Source organism: Pseudotabrizicola sp. (assembly GCF_030656345.1).
Classification (GTDB): domain Bacteria; phylum Pseudomonadota; class Alphaproteobacteria; order Rhodobacterales; family Rhodobacteraceae; genus Pseudotabrizicola.
Genome location: NZ_JAUSNR010000019.1, coordinates 207,283 through 225,556, shown reverse-complemented (window position 1 = coordinate 225,556; position 18,274 = coordinate 207,283). Strand labels below are relative to the sequence as shown.

17 protein-coding genes and 1 tRNA gene are annotated in these 18,274 nt (G+C 64.3%); 9 read left to right on the top strand and 9 right to left on the bottom strand.

All coding sequences use genetic code 11. The features are described from left to right. Positions 1 to 59: 59 nt before the first annotated feature. Positions 60 to 800, bottom strand: coding sequence for a bifunctional 2-polyprenyl-6-hydroxyphenol methylase/3-demethylubiquinol 3-O-methyltransferase UbiG (gene ubiG / locus Q7J44_RS11420; RefSeq protein ID WP_304879943.1), 741 nt, complete (start codon positions 798 to 800; stop codon positions 60 to 62). A gap of 60 nt (positions 801 to 860) precedes the next feature. Between ubiG and pip the strand changes: the two genes are divergently transcribed. Continuing rightward, positions 861 to 1,829, top strand: coding sequence for a prolyl aminopeptidase (gene pip, locus Q7J44_RS11415; RefSeq protein WP_304879940.1), 969 nt, complete (start codon positions 861 to 863; stop codon positions 1,827 to 1,829). Continuing rightward, entirely contained in the window at positions 1,829 to 2,806 is a 978-nt protein-coding gene (locus tag Q7J44_RS11410; RefSeq protein WP_304879938.1) for a LysR family transcriptional regulator, read from the top strand. Before pip ends, Q7J44_RS11410 begins: the two co-directional genes overlap by 1 nt. 3 nt (positions 2,807 to 2,809) lie before the next feature. Here the strand turns inward: Q7J44_RS11410 and Q7J44_RS11405 are convergent, their stop codons facing one another. The 3 genes from Q7J44_RS11405 to hisD all read right to left on the bottom strand — a co-directional run bounded on the left by Q7J44_RS11405 (position 2,810) and on the right by hisD (position 5,868). Then, a complete protein-coding gene (locus Q7J44_RS11405; RefSeq protein WP_304879936.1) occupies positions 2,810 to 3,472 on the bottom strand; it encodes an aspartate/glutamate racemase family protein in 663 nt (220 codons plus the stop codon). Continuing rightward, positions 3,469 to 4,470, bottom strand: a complete 1,002-nt coding sequence (locus tag Q7J44_RS11400) for a D-cysteine desulfhydrase (protein WP_304879934.1) — start codon at positions 4,468 to 4,470, stop codon at positions 3,469 to 3,471. Before Q7J44_RS11400 ends, Q7J44_RS11405 begins: the two co-directional genes overlap by 4 nt. A gap of 111 nt (positions 4,471 to 4,581) precedes the next feature. Beyond that, the gene (gene hisD / locus Q7J44_RS11395; RefSeq protein ID WP_304879932.1) at positions 4,582 to 5,868 is read right to left on the bottom strand and encodes a histidinol dehydrogenase; all 1,287 of its coding nucleotides are present in this window, start codon (positions 5,866 to 5,868) and stop codon (positions 4,582 to 4,584) included. A gap of 278 nt (positions 5,869 to 6,146) precedes the next feature. Between hisD and Q7J44_RS11390 the strand changes: the two genes are divergently transcribed. Next, positions 6,147 to 8,468, top strand: coding sequence for a DEAD/DEAH box helicase (locus Q7J44_RS11390; RefSeq protein ID WP_304879931.1), 2,322 nt, complete (start codon positions 6,147 to 6,149; stop codon positions 8,466 to 8,468). 55 nt (positions 8,469 to 8,523) lie between these two features. On the opposite strand, the gene Q7J44_RS11385 is transcribed toward Q7J44_RS11390, so the two are convergent. From Q7J44_RS11385 to Q7J44_RS11375, 3 genes are all read right to left on the bottom strand, one after another. Then, the gene (locus tag Q7J44_RS11385; RefSeq protein ID WP_304879929.1) at positions 8,524 to 9,294 is read right to left on the bottom strand and encodes a 3'(2'),5'-bisphosphate nucleotidase CysQ; all 771 of its coding nucleotides are present in this window, start codon (positions 9,292 to 9,294) and stop codon (positions 8,524 to 8,526) included. Then, positions 9,281 to 10,621, bottom strand: a complete 1,341-nt coding sequence (locus tag Q7J44_RS11380; protein WP_304879927.1) for a TldD/PmbA family protein — start codon at positions 10,619 to 10,621, stop codon at positions 9,281 to 9,283. Before Q7J44_RS11380 ends, Q7J44_RS11385 begins: the two co-directional genes overlap by 14 nt. A gap of 104 nt (positions 10,622 to 10,725) precedes the next feature. Next, positions 10,726 to 12,222, bottom strand: coding sequence for a DUF2125 domain-containing protein (locus tag Q7J44_RS11375; protein ID WP_304879925.1), 1,497 nt, complete (start codon positions 12,220 to 12,222; stop codon positions 10,726 to 10,728). Positions 12,223 to 12,350: 128 nt separating this feature from the next. On the opposite strand from Q7J44_RS11375, the gene Q7J44_RS11370 reads away from it, so the two are divergent. After that, complete coding sequence (locus Q7J44_RS11370; protein ID WP_304879922.1) at positions 12,351 to 13,097, top strand: SDR family oxidoreductase; 747 nt, start codon at positions 12,351 to 12,353, stop codon at positions 13,095 to 13,097. Beyond that, complete coding sequence (locus Q7J44_RS11365; protein WP_304879920.1) at positions 13,094 to 13,714, top strand: enoyl-CoA hydratase/isomerase family protein; 621 nt, start codon at positions 13,094 to 13,096, stop codon at positions 13,712 to 13,714. Before Q7J44_RS11370 ends, Q7J44_RS11365 begins: the two co-directional genes overlap by 4 nt. Here Q7J44_RS11365 and Q7J44_RS11360 read toward each other — a convergent pair. Beyond that, positions 13,711 to 14,745: a LacI family DNA-binding transcriptional regulator gene (locus Q7J44_RS11360; RefSeq protein WP_304879918.1), complete on the bottom strand. Its 1,035-nt coding sequence runs from the start codon at positions 14,743 to 14,745 to the stop codon at positions 13,711 to 13,713. The two genes, Q7J44_RS11365 and Q7J44_RS11360, sit on opposite strands and share 4 nt — an antisense overlap. A 270-nt stretch (positions 14,746 to 15,015) precedes the next feature. Here Q7J44_RS11360 and Q7J44_RS11355 point away from each other — a divergent pair. The 4 genes from Q7J44_RS11355 (at position 15,016) to Q7J44_RS11340 (ending at position 16,952) form a co-directional block, all read left to right on the top strand. Beyond that, a tRNA-Arg gene (locus tag Q7J44_RS11355) sits at positions 15,016 to 15,092 on the top strand. A gap of 134 nt (positions 15,093 to 15,226) precedes the next feature. Beyond that, positions 15,227 to 15,871 (top strand): hypothetical protein, encoded by a 645-nt coding sequence (locus Q7J44_RS11350; RefSeq protein WP_304879916.1) that lies wholly within the window; start codon positions 15,227 to 15,229, stop codon positions 15,869 to 15,871. Positions 15,872 to 15,907: 36 nt separating this feature from the next. Beyond that, positions 15,908 to 16,087: a hypothetical protein gene (locus Q7J44_RS11345; protein WP_304879914.1), complete on the top strand. Its 180-nt coding sequence runs from the start codon at positions 15,908 to 15,910 to the stop codon at positions 16,085 to 16,087. Between the two features lie 289 nt (positions 16,088 to 16,376). Next, positions 16,377 to 16,952 (top strand): helix-turn-helix domain-containing protein, encoded by a 576-nt coding sequence (locus Q7J44_RS11340; RefSeq protein WP_304879912.1) that lies wholly within the window; start codon positions 16,377 to 16,379, stop codon positions 16,950 to 16,952. On the opposite strand, the gene Q7J44_RS11335 is transcribed toward Q7J44_RS11340, so the two are convergent. Continuing rightward, complete coding sequence (locus Q7J44_RS11335; RefSeq protein ID WP_304879910.1) at positions 16,949 to 18,274, bottom strand: HipA domain-containing protein; 1,326 nt, start codon at positions 18,272 to 18,274, stop codon at positions 16,949 to 16,951. The two genes, Q7J44_RS11340 and Q7J44_RS11335, sit on opposite strands and share 4 nt — an antisense overlap.

Sequence of the window (18,274 nt, the reverse complement as noted above, 5' to 3'; positions counted from 1 at the left end):
CTGCCGCGATGCTGTCACGGCAGGTGTGAAGATCGCCCTAATGCCCGACAGGCATGCGCTTAGCGTTTTACGCTGGTCGTCACGTAGTTCACGCCCAGATCGCGCGAGGACAGGCTCCATGACCATGTGACCGGGTTGAACACCATGCCCTTGCGGTCCACCGGGTCCAGCCCGGCCTTGCGGATCAGATCATACAGCTCATCCGGGGTGATGAACTTTTTCCAGTCATGCGTGCCTTTGGGCAGCCAGCGCATCACATGCTCGGCCCCGATGATCGCCATCAGAAAGGACTTCGCATTGCGGTTCAGGGTCGAACAGACCATCAGCCCGCCGGGCACCAGCAGTTGCCGGCAGGCGGTCAGATAGGCCAACAGGTCCGATACATGTTCGACCACCTCCATGTTCAGCACCACGTCAAACTGCTCGCCCGCGGCGGCCATCGCCTCGGCGGTGGTATGGCGGTAGTCGATGGTCAGCCCCGATTGCGCCGCATGAACCTGCGCCACCGGAATGTTGCGCGGGGCGGCATCAGCACCCACCACATCGGCCCCCAGCCGCGCCATCGGTTCGGCGAGCAAGCCACCGCCGCAGCCGATATCGAGCAGGCGCAAACCCTTGAATGGCAAGGGCTTTGTCAGATCCCGGTCAAATTCCGCCGCGATCTGGCTGGTGATGTAATCCAGCCGGCACGGGTTGAGCATGTGCAGCGGCTTGAACTTGCCGTTCGGGTCCCACCATTCGGCGGCCATCGCCTCAAACTTCGCCACCTCTGCCGGATCGACGGTTGTTTGACTTTCCATCAGTTTTCCTTTCCGAATGCCCTTTGGATGCAGGACGCTTAGGCGTTATATAGAGCGATGATGGATCAGAGATCAGGCCAAAAGCGCGCAGTTGAATATCTTTACCCGCCGGTTGACCCGTTCGACCAGCGGATGATCGACATGGGCGATGGCCACAAGATCTATGTCGAACAATGCGGGCGGCCGGATGGCATTCCGGTTCTGGTGCTGCATGGCGGGCCCGGGGGTGGCTGTTCGCCTGCGATGCGGCGGTATTTCGACCCGAATGTGTACCGTGTTGTGCTGTTCGATCAGCGCGGCTGCGGGCGGTCGCGCCCACATGCCAGCGTGTCGGACAACACCACATGGCATCTGGTGCGCGACATCGAAACGATCCGCAAGGCGTTGGGCATCAACGCCTTTATCCTGTTCGGTGGCAGCTGGGGGGCCACGCTTGCGCTGATCTATGCCATCAGCCACCCGGACCGCGCCCTGCATCTGGTGCTGCGCGGGGTGTTTCTGATGACGCAGGCCGAACTGGACTGGTTTTACGGCGGCGGCGCGGGGGCGTTTTTTCCGGAGCTGTGGGCGCGCTTCATCGCCCCGATCCCGCCGGATGAACGGCACAACCTGATCGCCGCCTATCACCGCCGCCTGTTCTCGGGCAATCTGATGGAGGAAACCCGCTTTGGCCGGGTCTGGGCGAACTGGGAAAATGCCTTGGCCTCAGTCCATCATGACGGCCCGGTCGGCGAAAGTCCGGGCGAATATGCGCGCGCCTTTTCGCGGCTGGAAAACCACTATTTCCACGCCAGCGGCTTTCTGGAGGAAGACGGCTGGATTTTGCGCGAAAAGCGCCGGATCACGCATCTGCCCGCCCATATCATTCAAGGCCGCTATGACATGATCTGCCCGCCGACCTCGGCCTGGAAACTGGCCGAAGGCTGGGATGATTGCCATCTGAACATGATCCCGCTGGCCGGTCATGCGCTGTCTGAGCCCGGCATCTCTGCCGGTCTGGTCCGCGTGATGGACAGCCTGCGCCCCTGATGAGCGACGATGCCAAGCCTTCTACCGAACTTACCCTGCGGGGCTTGCGGGTGTTTGTGGCACTGGAGGAGGCGGGGTCGGTCATCGGTGCCGCCACGCGGATCGGCGGCTCGCCTTCCGGGGTCAGCCAGCACATCACCGCGCTGGAGGCGGCGGTGGGCGCGCGGCTGTTTGACCGCAAGGCCAAGCCGGTGACGCTGACCCCGGCGGGGCAGGTGCTGCGCCGCCACGCCCACAAGCTGCTGGCGGCACTGTCCGAGGCGCAGGCCGATCTGGCCGAGATCAGTCTGGCCAGCCTGCCGCAGCTGAACCTTGCGATCATCGACGATCTGGATGCCTCGCTGACGCCGGTGCTGGTGTCTGCTCTGCAATCGCGGATGTCGCGTTGCTTTGTGCATGCGTTCTCGGGCCGGTCCGACCATGTGATCGACCGGCTGATTGCGCGCGAGGCGGATATCGGGGTGTCGGCCATGGTGCCGCCAGACACATCCGCGTTTCGCGTGCTGCCGATTTTGCGCGAGCCGTTTGTGCTGGTGGCGGGGAAAGGGTCGGTGCGCGGCGATGTGCGCGCGGCGCTTGACCGGCTGCCCTTTGTGCAATATTCCGAAAGCCTGCCCATTGGCCAGCGCATCGCCCGCCACCTGGCACGGGTGCGGATGACCCCGGACCGTCGATTCGCGCTGGAGGCGACGCGGTCGGTGCTGGCCATGGTGGTGCAGACCGGCGGCTGGACCATCACCACGCCGCTGAACCTGATGGATGCGGAGCGGTTTTTGCCGGATCTGGAGGTGATGCCGCTGCCCTTTGCCGGGGATGTGCGCCGGGTGCACCTGATCGCGCGGGTGGATGAGCTGGGCCATTTGCCCGAAGAGCTGGCCCGCGACTGCCGCGCGCTGATCCGCAGCCGTCTGGTGCCGCGCTTTGACGCGATTGCGCCAGCGCTGGCGGGGGCGATAGAGGTGGCGGAGGAAGAATAGGCTCTAATTCTGCGAAAACCGCAGAATTTCTGTCACCAGACAGTCCAGGCTGTCGGTAAAGGGCTGCCTGATCGCGTTCGTCAGCAAGGACAATTCAGTGCAGGCGATGAGCAAGTGGTCACAGTTGCGCGCCATCTCTTTTGCCAGGCGTGCCATCTCTGCCACCGCCAGCGGTCCGCTGTTCCCCGACTTGACCCGCTGGATCAGCGCAAGAGCCGGGGCGTCGTCCTGCGGCCAGACAGGCTCTATCCCGGCGCTTTCGAACACTTCGTCAAACACCCCCGTCAGCCGCAGGGCGGGAGAGGCCAATATGCCGACCCGACCGCGCGGCAGGGCAGACACCGTGGCCTGCCGCATGTCCAGAAACGGCAGCGGCGTTGCCGCAATGATCTGCGATGCATAGGCATGCGCGGTGTTGCAGGGCATCGCCAGTGCCTGCGCGCCCGCTGCGTGCAGATCCCGCGCCATGACGGCCAGCACCGGGCCGGGGTCATCGCCCACCCCGTGGATCAGCCGCGCGATGCGGCTGGGCACGGCGGGGTTCTGATGCACGATCAGGGGGATGTGACAGGCATCATCGCGCGCAGGCATCGCGCGCAACAGTCTCTGCATCAGCAGAATCGTCGCCTCTGGCCCCATCCCGCCAAGAATGCCAACCGTCTTCATGCGTGCGGCAATACGTGGGTATAGCCGGTCAGGCCGATCGCCCCGCCGGTGTGCAGAAACACCACCCGCTCGCCCTTCTTGAAATGCCCTTTGCGGATCAGATCGATCAGCCCGGCAGCACCCTTGCCGGAATAGACCGGATCGAGCAAAATCGCCTCTTGCCGGGCAAAGATGTCTATGGCCTCCAGCGTGCTGTCGGCGGGGATGCCGTAGCCCTGCCCGATGTAGTCGCAATTGGCGACCACATCGTCACGGCTGACCACGCCTTGCGTGCCCAGCTTTTCCTCGACAGCCTGCGCCAGCCGGAACACGTTCGCCTCTTGCACATCCTTGGCTGCGCGCACGCCGATGCCCAGCAGCGGCAGCTGCGCGTTCAGCGCCTTGAGGCCCACGATCAGCCCGGCATGGGTGCCCGACGATCCGGTGGCGGTGACCATATGGTCAAAGCTGATCCCACGGTCGACCATCTGCCCCAGCAGTTCCAGCGCGCAGTTGACATAGCCCAGCGCCCCGGTCGCATTCGACCCGCCGCCCAGAATGGCATAGGGCCGCCGCCCCTTCGCCCGAAACGTCTCTGTTACGGCCAAAAGCTCGGCATTCATATCCAGCCCCGGCCCGCGATGTTCGATGGTGGCCCCATGCAGCACATCGAGGAGGACGTTGCCGTTCAGCCGGTAGTTCGGCTCGTTATAGCCGGTACGGTCTTCCAGCAGGATATGGCAATCCAGCCCCAGCTTGGCCGCCGCTGCGGCCGTCTGGCGGGCGTGGTTCGATTGCGTGGCCCCTTGGGTCAGCACCATATCGGCGCCCTGCGCCAGTGCCTCAGCCATCAGGTATTCAAGCTTGCGGGTCTTGTTGCCGCCCGTAGAAAGGCCGGTGCAGTCATCTCGTTTGATCCACAGCTCCGGCCCGCCCAGCAGGGCCGTCAGGCGCGGCATAGGTTCCAGCGGGGTCGGCAGATGGGCAAGGCGGATGCGGGGAAAGCGGGAGAGGTGCATGATGAGTGTCTTTCTGGTTGAGGACCCCGGGGCTCTGCCCGTCGCCGGCTGGTTCTCGAACCAGTGGCGAACAAGCGGGCAACCCCGGAGTATTTTTGCCAAGAATGCGAATCAGAGGCGAGTCGCATATTTCTTTAGCCGCAGATCGGCGGTGCGGGCGTGGCCCTCCATGCCTTCAAAGCGGCTGATGTTGGCGGTGACTGAGGCGAGGCGGGGCAGGGCCTCTGCCGTCACCCGCTGCCACGTCACGGTTTTCAGGAACTTGTGGACGGAAAGCCCGCCGGTATAGCGCGCGGCCCCCGAGGTTGGCAGCACATGGTTGGTGCCCGCCGCCTTGTCGCCGAAGGCCACGGTCGATTCCTCACCCAGAAACAGCGAGCCATAGGCGGTCAGCCGGGCCTTCCACCAGTCCAGGTCGGCGGCCTGCACATGCAGATGCTCGGGTGCGATGCGGTCGGCCTCACGCGCCATGGCCTCGCGGTCGGGGCACAGGATGATTTCACCCAAAGCCTGCCACGCCGCCTCGGCCGCCGCGCGGTTCGGTTGCGGCAGGTCTGCGGCGCACAGCGGTGCCAGCCGCGCCACCTCGGTCGCCAGCGCGGCGCAGTCGGTCACCAGCCAGACCGGCGAGTTCGCGCCGTGTTCGGCCTGCCCGATCAGATCCCAGGCCACCGTCAACGGGTCCGCCGTCGCATCCGCGACGACGAGCGAGTCGGTTGGCCCCGCCACCATGTCGATGCCGACGCGGCCATAGAGCAGACGCTTGGCTTCGGCCACATATTGATTGCCGGGGCCGACAAGGATGTCGGCGCGCGGCAGACCGAACAGCCCGAAAGCCATGGCGGCGATGCCCTGAATGCCGCCCAGCGCCAGAATCCGGTCGGCCCCGCAGTGGTGCAAAGTGTACAGGATGGCATCGGGAATCCCCCCCGGCGCGCCCGCGCGTGGCGGCGAGACGGCGGCGATATGGGGCACGCCGGCCACCCGCGCCGTCGTCACCGTCATCATCGCGCTGGCGATGTGGCTGTAGCGCCCCCCCGGCACATAGCAGCCCGCCGCCTGCACCGGAATCAACCGCTGCCCGACGGTCAGGCCGGGGCGCAGTTCGACCTCGGTCTCGCGGATGCTGTCGCGCTGGGCCTGGGCAAAGCGGGCAATGTTTTCATGCGCATAGGCGATGTCGTCTTTCAGTCCTTGCGGCACGCGGGCGCAGGCATCGGCGATGGTCTGGTCTGACAGCACGATCTCGCCGTCAAAGCCATCAAGCTCCCGCGCCATGCGGTGCGCCGCCGCCTCACCCCCGATTTCCAGATCGTGCAGCAAGGCGCTGACACTGGCAGTCAGGTCAGCGCCCTGTGCGTCCTCTGTGGTGCCCTTTTTGAAATGCGTTCCGTTCATGTCAGCCCCTGATCTTTGAGGTGACTGTCAGGCCCTCTGCCCCCTTGTGACAACGGCCAATTCCCGGCTTCAAGTAATTGGAGCCGGGCGTTCCACGGCTTGAAACCCGGCTATTTGTCAGTTTCGCTATACATCCGGCTGCATTTGCGCTATTGCCACCGATGTCGGCCCGAGGATTCCGGGGGCGCGTCGGGCGAGGAGGCCCGCGGCCAAAAGGGAAAGAAGGCGCCGCACAGGGCTTCACGGATGCAATGGCATCCTCTCTTTTGGAAAATATAATGATCGATATGAACGTGGCCGCGCCGCTGGCGCAGGCTTTGGAAGCCAAGGGCTATGAAGCCCTTACGGCAGTGCAGACGGCTGTTCTGGCCGATGGCGTTGAAGGCCGTGACCTGCTGGTTTCGGCGCAGACCGGGTCGGGCAAGACCGTGGCCTTTGGTCTGGCGATTGCGCCGGAAATTCTGGCAGGCTCTGACCGTCTGCTCTACGCTGACAAGCCGATTGCGCTGGTCGTGGCCCCAACGCGCGAACTGGCCCTGCAGGTCAAGCGCGAGTTGGACTGGCTGTACGGCGTGGCGGGCGCACAGATTGCGTCCTGTGTCGGCGGCATGGACTACCGCACCGAAAAGCGCGTGCTGGACCGTGGCACGCATATTGTTGTCGGCACGCCCGGCCGTCTGCGCGACCACATCGAACGCGGGTCGCTGGATCTGTCGTTCTGCCGCGCAACTGTGCTGGACGAAGCGGATGAGATGCTGGATCTGGGCTTTGCCGAGGATCTGGAATTCATTCTGGGCGCTGCCCCACAGGATCGTCGCACGCTGATGTTTTCGGCCACCGTGCCGAAAGAGATCGAGACGCTGGCCCGTACCTTCCAGCGCGATGCCATGCGCATCATCGCCAAGGGCGAGACCAAGCAGCACGCCGATATCGAGTATCGCGCCATGTCGGTCGCCTCGCGCGACCGTGAACATGCGATTTTCAATGCGCTGCGCTATTACGATGCGCCGACGGCCATCGTGTTCTGCAAAACCCGGATGAACGTGACCCATCTGATGGCCCGCATGACCAACCGTGGCTTTCAGGCCGTGGCGCTGTCGGGCGAGCTGAGCCAACAGGAACGCACGCACGCGCTGCAATCGCTGCGCGACGGGCGGGCGCGGGTTTGTATTGCGACTGATGTGGCGGCGCGTGGCATCGACCTTCCGGGTCTGGAACTGGTGATCCACGCCGATCTGCCGTCGAACTCTGATACCCTGCTGCACCGCTCTGGCCGGACCGGCCGCGCGGGAAGCAAGGGCGTGTCGGCGCTGATCGTGCCCCCGGCCGAGGCGAAGAAGGCGCAGCGTCTGCTGGCTGGCGCCAAGGTCGTGGCGCAATGGGTCAAGGCCCCCAGCGCCGAAGAAGTGCAGGCCCGCGATGACCAGCGCATTCTGGAACACCCGGCTCTGACCGAGGCTGTCGGCGACGATGCCGCCATGGTCGGCACCCTGATCGAACGCTTTGGCGCTGAACAGACCGCCGCCGCCTTCATCCGGTTGTGGCGCGAAGGCCGGTCGGCCCCGGAAGTGCTGTCCGACAGCCTGCCGCCACCGCCAGCATCGGCCCCGCGCGAACGCAGCGAATTTGGCCCTTCCGTCTGGTTTACCCTGACCGTCGGCCATTCCGGCCGTGCCGAAGCGCGCTGGATACTGCCGAAAATCTGCGATGGGGCTGGCATTTCCAAGGACGGGATCGGCGCGATCCGGGTAAAGGAAGACATCACCTATGTGCAGATCGCCGAACCACTGGCAGGCCGTTTCGGCCCGCAGCTGGAGCTGGAACCGGGTCTGATCATGGAGCGGATGGAAGGCGAGCCAAGCCTTGAGCGGCCAGAACGTGCCCCGCGCGAAGATCGTCCGGCCTATAAGCCCAAGTCGCCGCGCGTGGTCGAGGATGACGCGATCATCTCCGCCCCGGCCCCGGCGCGCAAACCTTACGTCAAGCGCGACGATGCCGAGCGCAAGCCTTATGCGCCGCGTGAAGACAAGCCCTACGCGCCACGTGCAGCCGCAGAACGCACGCCCTATGCCAAGCGTGATGACGCCGAGCGTAAACCCTATGCGCCCCGCGAAGGCGCAGAGCGCAAGCCCTACGCCCCGCGTGACGGAGCAGAGCGCAAGCCTTACGCCAAGCGCGAAGACGGTGACCGCAAGCCCTACGCCCCACGTGACGGCGCAGAGCGCAAGCCTTATGCCAAGCGCGAAGACGGCCCAGCTGGCGGTGCCAAGTTCAAATCGGCAGGGTTCAAATCCTTTGGCGGCAGTGAGGGCAAACCGGCCCGCGCGGCAGGCTTCAAAAGCCATGCGGCTGAAGGCACCGGCTACAAGCCAAAGGCCGAAGGCGACCGCGCCGAAAAGCGCACCTATGCGCCCAAAGGCGATGAGTCCCGCCCCTATGCCAAGCGTGATGGTAAACCGGCTGGCAAAACGGCCGGGTTCAAACCGGCTGGCGATGGCAAAAAGCCCTTTGCCCGCAAGTCCGATGCCCCGGCCCGCCCGCGCGCCGATGCCAAGGACACGTCCAAGCGCTTTGTGCCACCAAAGGGCGCAAAACGCTGAACCTGCGAAAGCGTAAAACCAAAAAAGGGGAAAGCTGCGGCTTTCCCCTTTTTCGTTACAGCCGCGCCATGATCGCGCTGTGCAGCGCCGGGTTGGTGGCGATCACCCCCGCCGTCATCGCGCCCGGCGAATTGAACCGCAACGCTGTTCCGGTCCGGTCGGTCACCCGTGCCCCGGCGCAGTCGCAGATCAGACTGCCCGCCGCGATGTCCCATTCCCAGGTGTCGCGAAAGGTGATCATCCCGTCATACCGCCCCTCGGCCGCCAGACACAGGCGATAGGCGAGCGAGGTGCGGAAGCTGCGTTTCAGATCGGGCACACCGCCGGGCCAGTGCGAGGCTTCCATATTGGCCTTGGTCGCCAGCAGGTTCGACCCGACCAGATCGGCCCGGGTGCCCGCCCTGATTTCAACACCATTGCACCGCGCCGGACCGCCGATTTCGCCGGTATAGAGCCTGTTTTTCGCAGGCATCATCACCGCCCCGGCGACCACCCGCCCGGCAACGGCCACCGCCAGTGACACGGCAAAGTTATCTTCCCCCGCCACAAAGGCACGTGTGCCGTCAATCGGGTCCAGAATGAACACGCGCTGCGCGGACAGCCGGTCTGCCGAGTCCGGCGTTTCTTCCGACAACCAGCCATAATCGGGCCGCGCCGCCAGCAGCGTGGCTTTCAACATGTCATTGACCGCCAGATCCGCCTCGGTCACCGGGCCATGATCGCCGCCCTTGTCCCAGACCTGCGGGTTTTGCCGCCAGAACCGCATGGCAATATCGCCCGCCGCGCGGGCCGCATCGGTCAGCAGGTCCAGATCACGCCCCGGCAAGGGTCATCCCGTCGATCAGCAGCGACGGCACGCGCGTCGACAGATGCGCGCGCGCGTCATTGGCCGGGATGATCCGCATCAGCATGTCACGCAGATTTCCCGCGACGGTGCATTCGTTCACCGGGTACTGAATTACCCCGTTTTCTACCCAGAACCCTGCCGCGCCACGGGAATAATCGCCGGTGGTGGCGCTGATGGTGGACCCGATCATCGAGGTGACCAGAAGCCCCGTTCCCATCTGCGCGATCAGATCGTCGCGGCTGTGCGTGCCCGGAGTGAGGTCGATGTTGCTGGTCGAGGGCGAGGGCGGCGAAGACGCCCCGCGCGCCGCGTTGGCGGTCGATGGCATCCCCAGCTTGCGCCCGGTCGCCAGATCCAGCGTCCAGCCGGTCAGCACGCCGTTTTCCACGATCACCCGGCGTTGCGTTGGCAGGCCTTCGCCGTCAAACGGGCGGCTGGCCCCGATGCGCACCCGGTGCGGGTCTTCAATCACCGACAGATGCGCAGGCAGCACCTGCTGACCCAAAGCGTCGCGCAACCACGACGCCCCGCGCGCAATCGCAGCACCGTTGGTGGCCGACAGCAGATGCCCGATCAGGCTGGAGGCCACCCGTTCATCAAACAGCACGGGCCACGTGCCAGTCCTAGGCCGCACCGCGCCTGCGCGTTGCAGGGCGCGCTCGCTGGCGAGTTGGCCGATGCCTGCAGCACCCGGCATGTCGCTGGCATAGATGCGCCCCTCGGCGGCCCAGTCCCGCTCCATCGCAGTGCCTTCCCCGGTGAAGGCCACGGCGGACAGCGAATGCGAAGTGCGGCCATAGCCGCCCGAAAACCCGTTCGACGCCGCCAGATGCATCGCCCGGCGGCCATAGCTGGCCGAAGCCTCGACCTGCGTGATCCCGGCCCGGTCCATCGCCGCAGCCTCAACCGCCCGTGCCGCCGCCTCCAGCTCTGCAGCACCCGGTTCCGGGGCCGGGTCGGACAGTTCCAGCGCTGCAAGATCCCAGTCGCGGGCGATCTGGTCAGAACCGGCAAGGCCGACATAAGGGTCAACCGGGGCTTCGCGGGCCATCGCCACCGCGCGTTCCGCCAGTGCTGCAATCGTCGCATCAGACACATCCGATGCCGATACGCAGGCCTGTCGCCCGCCGATCATCACCCGCAGCCCGATCTCTACCCCTTCGGACCGCTCCGCCTGTTCCAGCTTGCCGGCCCGGATGTCGATGGACAGCGAGGTGCCATCCATCGCCAGCGCATCGGCCTGATCGGCACCGGCGCGCCGGGCGGCAGACAGAAGGGCGTCGGTCAGGCGCGAAAGATCGGTCATGGCGGTTTCCTTGCACTGTGCTCTGGCCGAGGTAGTCCGTCAGGGCCTTACCTGCAAGTCATCTCAACAGCCCCCCGCCCGCAACAGGGGGCCGGTCATCCCCCTTATTTCAGGCGCTGCCCGTTGGCATAAAATCCCTTGTCCCGGAATTCCAGCGTGGAGGTCAGCACATCGGGTCCGTCGCCCGGCTTGGCAAACATTGCAATCATCATCCGCGCGCCCATCGCCTGATCCTGCGGAACCACGCCCATGGTGACCAGCTTGTCCAGCAGCCCGTTGCCACCCCGGATCAGCAGATCAAACTTGCCGGTGGGCGCAGGCACCCCGTCAAAGCTGACCAGATCACTGTTGTCAAAGGTCACCCCGCCGGTGCCGGTCAGTTCTGCCCCTGCAAATCTGATGGTCAGGTCGGTCACATCCAGCGCATGAATCTCGCCCGGTGCGTCCTCGCCCTGCGCCGCCATTGCCGCGTCGTCCATCAGGTCGGCGGTCAGACGGACCTTGCCCTTGGTATCAAGGATCACGGTCGCCGGATCACGCGGCAGGGCCACGGTCGGATCGAACATCGCCCAGATCTCGTCCGAGATCGCCAGATCGACGATCCGGGTCACAAAGGTGAAGTCGACGGGCGCTTCGGATGCCATCACCGGCACCAGAAAATCAAAAGACGCCTCACCATAGGTCAGCTTCAGTTCCGGAAACGGGATATCGGCCCCGGTCATCACCATTGAAACGCCGGTGCCGCCAGCACCATAGCGCAGGGCCTCTTGCCCCATCAGGGCGCGGAAATGCCCGGTTTCATTGGTGGCAACCACCTTGGTCGCCCGCCCCTCATTGACCGCATCAATGGTGAATTCACCGGCACCATAGCTGAAATCAACATCGGCACTGAACCCGTCGCGCAGCGCCTGCACCATGTTTTCCATGGCCGCCACGCCAAGGAAATTTCCCGCCGACCCCAGTTTCAGGGCAGCCAAAGTGCCGACGGCGGTGGCGCCATTGATCACGTCGCCTGCGGTCACGGTGAAGGCCATGCTGTCAATGGCAAGCGCGCTGTCCAGCACGCTTGCGTCGCCTGCGGTCTCCATCACATAGGTGCCGGTCAGGCCGGTCAGTGTGCTGTCCACATCGGCCAGAGTCACCGCATCTTCGCGGATCTGCATATCCACTGTGATCGACGGTGCAGTATAGCTGTAATCTGTCTGCGCGGCACTGCCGCCTGCGATCATGTTCAGCCCCGGCTGGGTCAGGACAAGGGCAATTTCCTGCGTTTTGCCGTCTTCGCCGGGCATGGTCATGTCGATCGTGTAGGTTTCGGTCATCGTCACTTCGACCGTGCCATTGGCCAGATCGCGGAACCGTACCTCGTCAATCCGGCCGTCGATCCTTGCGCCGTCCTGAACCATGCTGGACGTCAAGCCAGTGACGACCAGCGTATCCCCCTCGCGCGCGACCTGATCGGCGGCCAGGGTCTGACCGTAGGATTCGCCCAGATCCTGCCAGCTTTGCCAGACCTCTTCCGGCGTGACTTGCGCCATCACGGGCGACGCAAGGAACATCCCCAGAATGGCCAGGGATGCTGCCCCTGTTGACTGTCGCATAATGCACCTCTTGAAAATTGCCTGTCGATTGGCCGGTATCCTCCCCCCGCAGTGCGGGCGGGTCAAGACCTTCCGGACGCAGGCCGGTGCTGCTAACACTGTGTCTCAGCCACAGAACGGAGCGGACCATGACAGACAAGACCGTCATCATCACCGGGGCCAGTCGCGGGATCGGGGCGGCAGCGGCCCGTGAATTTGCGGCCGCAGGCTGGCGCGTGGCGCTGCTGGCCCGGTCTGCCGGTGACATCTCGGCGCTGGCCGACCAGATCGGTGGTGCCGCGATGGCGCTGCCCTGCGATGTGGCGGACCAAGGTGCAATGCAGGCCGCCGTGAAGACGGTGCTGGCCCGCTGGGGGCGGCTGGATGCGCTGATCAACAATGCCGGCATGATCGACCCCATCGCCCGGCTGGAAGATGCGGATGCAGACAGCTGGGGCCAGTCCATCGACATCAACCTGAAAGGGGTGTTCCACGGCATGCGCGCGGCACTTCCGGTGATGAAGGCCGCCGGTGGCGGCACAATCATTACCGTCAGTTCCGGTGCCGCCAGTAACCCTTATGAAGGGTGGAGCGCCTATTGTGCTGCCAAGGCCGGGGCCGCCATGCTGACCCGCGCCGCACATCTGGAAGAAGGCAGTAACGGATTGCGAATCATGGGTCTGTCACCGGGAACGGTCGCCACCGACATGCAGGTCAGGATAAAGGCCAGCGGTATCAACCCGGTATCAACGCTCGACCCTACGGTTCATGTGCCACCTGAGTGGCCCGCCAGGTGCCTTGTGTGGATGTGCGGTCCGGGGGGCGACCCTTGGCTGGGCGAAGAAGTGAAACTGCGCGACGAGTCGATCCGCCGCGCTATCGGAGTGTTGGAATGATCAATGTCGAACTTGACGGCCGGTTGCTGACCCTGACGCTGAACCGTCCGGACAAGGCCAATTCGCTGACGCGGCTTATGCTGGAAGAGCTGGATGCAGCCCTTGCCCATGCCGAGTTGAAAGGCGTGCGCGCGGTTATCGTGACCGGGGCCGGAACGGTGTTTTCGGCCGGGGCGGATCTGGACGACGCCCGTGCCGGGCTGGCGGTCGATCCGGTGTGGGAACGTCTGTCGGCGCGCGTGGCCGGGCTGCCCTGTCTGACCATCGCCGCGCTGAATGGCACGCTGGCCGGCGGGGCAATGGGGATGGTGCTGGCCTGTGATGTGCGGCTGGCAGTGGCCTCGGCCAAGTTCTTCTATCCGGTGATGAAGCTCGGCTTTCTGCCGCAGCCGACCGATCCGCGGCGCATGTCCGCCCTGATCGGCCCCGCGCGTACCAAGATGATCCTGATGGGCGGGGCGCGCATAGACGCGGCCGAAGCGCTGGACTGGGGGCTGATTGACCGCATCACCGCGCCCGAGGCGCTGATGACAGAGGCGCAGACTTTGGCACAGGACGCCATGGCTGCCAGTGCAGACCATGTGGCGGCGATCAAACGGCTGGTACCGCCCACCTAGATCTTCCGGATGGTGTCGCCCGGCTGCAGGGTCGGTGACAGTTCGATGATCTCACCGCCAACAATCCCGTCCGGCCGTTTACCGGCGATGATCTCGGCGGCCAGCCGCCCGATGTCCAGACGGCAGGCATCCATCGTGGCCAGCCGCCGTGGCAGCCCGTCCAGCAGTTCAACACCGTTGAACCCGGCCAAACCCACGCGCCCGGGCACATCAATGCCCTGATCAAGGCAGTACAGCAAGCCGCCCGCACCAATCATATCATTGGAATAATACAGGAAATCGACATCAGGGCTGCGCTTTAACACGGCTTCGGTCATCTCGCGCCCCTTGAGCAGGGCCGATCCGCCCGAGTAGAACTCCCGGTCGGCCAGCACCAGCCCCTCACGCGCCAGCGCTTCCTCAAATCCCGCCAGCCGTTTTTTCGCGCGGTGATCATTCGGCATCTGTGTGCCCAGAAACGCAATCCGCCGGTATCCCGCCGCTACAATCGCCTCGGCCATCTGCCGCCCGGCGCGGCGGTGCGAAATGCCCACGGCGGAATCCACCGGCGTGCCGTCAATATCCATGATCTCGACCACCGGCACACCAGCCTGCGCCAGCATCGCCTGACTGGCCTCACTATGTTCCAGCCCCGCCAGGATCAGCCCCGAGGGCCGCCAGCTGAGCATTTCATAGATCACCGTCTCTTCACGCTCCGGCAGGTAGTTGGTGACGCCCACAACCGGCTGCAATCCGGTGTCTTCCAGCACATCGGAAATCCCGGTCATCACCTCGGGAAACACCATGTTTGACAGCGACGGGATAATGACGCCCACCAGATTGACCCGCTGGCTCGCCAGCGCCCCTGCGATCTTGTTGGGCACATAGCCCAGCCGCCGCGCCGCCTCCAGCACCCGTTCGCGCGTGGTGTCAGACACGTCACCCCGGCTGCGCAACACGCGGCTAACCGTCATTTCACTGACGCCAGATGCTTCAGAGACATCGCGCAGGGTAAGGGTGCGGCGGAAATCGGGCGTGACGGGCTTTGCCAATGGATGCGGCCTTCTGCGGCAGGGTCCTTTCTTGTTAGCGCCAAATACAGCCCTTGTCCAAGGCCGAATCAGATGATATGTTAACGCTAACAGCCACAATGACCGGCTGGTGAAATCCTGCGCGTTCTGCAAGCTCTCAACCCGGACGCAACGGACACAGAGGGGGAGTGGTGGGCCAAAACTCACTCCCCCTTTTTCTTTCCCCCGCCCAGCACGCTCCAAAGTCCGCGCTTGAAACCAGACGCATTTTTCCGCATGAAGATCCCGCGTGGTCCCGTGGCTCAACTGGATAGAGCAGCCCCCTCCTAAGGGGCAGGTTACAGGTTCAAGTCCTGTCGGGATCACCAAAAAACCCAGTAAAATATGGCGTTTTCTCAGATGCTTGCAAAGGGCGCTGCAAGAACGCCCGTTTGATTTCCCGGGAAATTGAGCGCTGCAAACGGGATTTCTGTACAAAACCTGTACAAGTTGAGGCCCTGCAATGAGCTGGCGCGTCGCGAATGAATGCGCCGACCGCCGCTTCGGCAGCGCCGCCCGTAAACAGATCATCATGTTCCTCGCCGACAAGGCGAGCGACGACGGCTCGGGCATCTGGTGCTCCAAAGGGACAATCCAGCGCCACACCGAGCTGGGCGAAAGCACCGTGAAGCGGACGATCAGCGATTTCCTGAAAGAGGGCATCCTGATCGAGACCGGACGCCGTCCCTGCAAGAATGGTTTCACCGTCATCTACCGGATTGTGCTGGCGCGCGTGATGGCACTGGAATCGATGGCGGAACCCGATGACGAGACGGGGTCCACCGTGGACCCCGTCCAGCCTGAACCCGGTACGGGGTCCACGGTGGACGGGGTAGGGGGTCCACGGTGGACCCCAAACCACCCTAAAGCCATCCGTAAACCACCCACGCGCAAGCGCGCGGAAGCGGCGGCGGCGGATGAAAGGTTCGAGAAGATCTGGACCGCCTACCCGAAGGACCGGCAACGCGGCAAAGCTGCGTGCCTTGCCCGGATCGAGGAGGCCGTGAAGGAGGGTGTTGACCCCGAAGACCTGCTCCGCGCTGTGCAGGCCTACGCCACCGAGAGCGTGGGCTTCACGAGGTCGAAGGTCTGTTTCGCGGATAACTAATTCGCCGACCGACGGTGGCAGCGCTTCCTCGATGCGTTGGCCGAGGAGCGGCAGGCGCAGACCACCCTCGCAGCCGACCACCACGCCCGGCTGGCCGCTTGGGTCCGCGACCGCAGCCCGATGTGCAAACACATCACCGCCCCGCAGGTGGCGGCGCTGGTGACGACTGGGCTGGTGACCGATTGCCAGCTGCGCGCGGCGGGATTGGCGGTATGAGAGTTGCGCTCTTTGCTGGGCGTATCGCGCACCGCGTCCTGTGCATTGCGCTTGCTGGACCGTGCATCGCGTCCCGTGCCTTCTGCACCGCGCCCACCGCATTGCGTTCTTTGCGGCGCGTTCAGTGCTTTTCGCTTGGCGCATCGCGTCTTCTGCGCAGTGCCCGCTGCATCCCGCCTCACCTCGCAAAATCACTGAAATTGAATCCAAGCCTCTGATCCGCCGCCGCTGACGCTGGGAGGCGGGAGGCTTGGATGAAGTTGGCAAGAAATAGGAACGTAAACTTCACATGCGCCACCATCGCAAACTGACCGACGACGAACGCCACCAGATCATCGAGGCCCGCGCCGCAGGCACGCCTGTCAAGGCGCTTGCCCGTCAATTCCGGGTCTCGCGCCGGACGATCTACAACACGTTGAACAAGGCCCAAGGCGCGCACCCGGCGCGCACCCAAACGATCAGCATACGCGTCAGTCGGCGCGAACTGGCAGGCTTCAAGGACGGGATGGAGAAGCGGGGCATCACCGACCACCCCGCCGCACTGCGTTGCCTGATGGGTGCTGCGGATGCCCTGCTGCGTCCGGCAGATCCGGCCGTAATCGATCATCTGAAGGCTTGGGGCGCGCAGGTCGCCACCCAAGGCGCTGCTGTCAACCACATCGCCCGTAAGCTCAACGAGGCCAAGCTGCGCGGTCGCCCGCTGCCTTTCACCGAAGAGGACCTGACCACGATCCGCACCTTCGCGCGGGGCTTTCTCACGTTCGCTGAGGGGTTCCGCATCCTCTGGGAGGCACAGCAGGCCGCGATGACGCGCGAGGTCAACAAGGCGCTGGAGGGGTTGGCGACAAAGGCACCGGCCCCCTAGAGCAGATCTTTCATCTGCGCCGCCCGCTGCATCGCATCGGTTGCGATCGGTTCGCTGACCGCTACCGGCACATGATCGCCGACCGCCAGAAGCGCCCGCTCCAGTGCGGGACCGAGCCGATCGGTCATGTCCTGCAATAGCTCCAAAGCGCGCCCCTTTGGCAGACCAGCGGCGCGACCCTCGGCCTCAAAGTGGCGGGGCACGATCTCGTCGATACCGTAATGGCCATCGACCGACATGGCGAGGCGGTAGCGCTTCCGCTGCAAGCGTCCGGCGCGCACCACCGGGGCGATGCTCAGGATGTCATAGAGGGGCGCAAGCCTGAATCGTCCGCGACGCCCCAGACGCAGGCTGAAGTTCTTGGCATGCCCGTCCGAAGCACCGATCAGGAAGAAGAATATCTGCGCCCGAAAGAACGTCTCCCGATCATCGACCGGCGTGTCGGACTCCCGCAAAAGCTCCATTATCTGCGCGATGCCAGGGCCGCCGAGCTTCTGGTACTTTATCGCGGAAGGATAGCCCAGCGACTGGCAGATATCCTCCTGCGGCAGACGCTTGAGAGTCTCGCCCTGCCAAACCCGGTCGAACCGTTCGACCGACAGCACGACCTGTCCCCGAAGGGTGATCTTCTCGACATGCGCGGCAGGCAGCCCGATTTCACGGGCAAGCCTCATGCAGAACAACTCGTTTTCGACGCTGTCGCTCAGGTCGATCTGGTCCGGTCCGGGCAGGATGCCCATCGGTGTCTTGAAGATATGGCTGGTGGGCGTAATGCCGCGTGGCTTGGCCCATTGACCAGCCACATGCAGATAGGCAGTCTTTTCCTGCGCGCCTGCGATGGAAATCCTGAAATCCTCATCGTCGCCTTGTGCGAGGGGGGCAGCCGCAAGATTTTTCAGATCGGCGACCATCTCCTCTTCCGAGATAAGGCGATACTGCATGTCCTGTTCTGCAGGGGTCTCATCCATCGGCAGAAACTGGAGCGCACCGACGCAATCGCGCCCCAGCACTGAGAGCAGCGAGAACACATCCTTACCCTGCGCCCCGACCCTTGCGGCAATCTTCTCGCGCAGTTCACCCTCGGCATCGGGCAGCAGGTTGTCGAAAGCAGCGACGACAGGATCGCCTTGCCACTTGGCCTTGGATAGCGGCAAGGCACTGGCCACGGGAAAGGCGATGTCGGACGCTAGCCATGCGGGGTCATAGGTGAAGCCTATGGCACCATCGTTCGCTCGCGTCAGGGTGCCGACCTTGGATCGTTCGTACCAGACGGTAGTCTTGCTTTGGCGTGTGCGGCGACCAGCTCGGGCGATGCGCGTCAT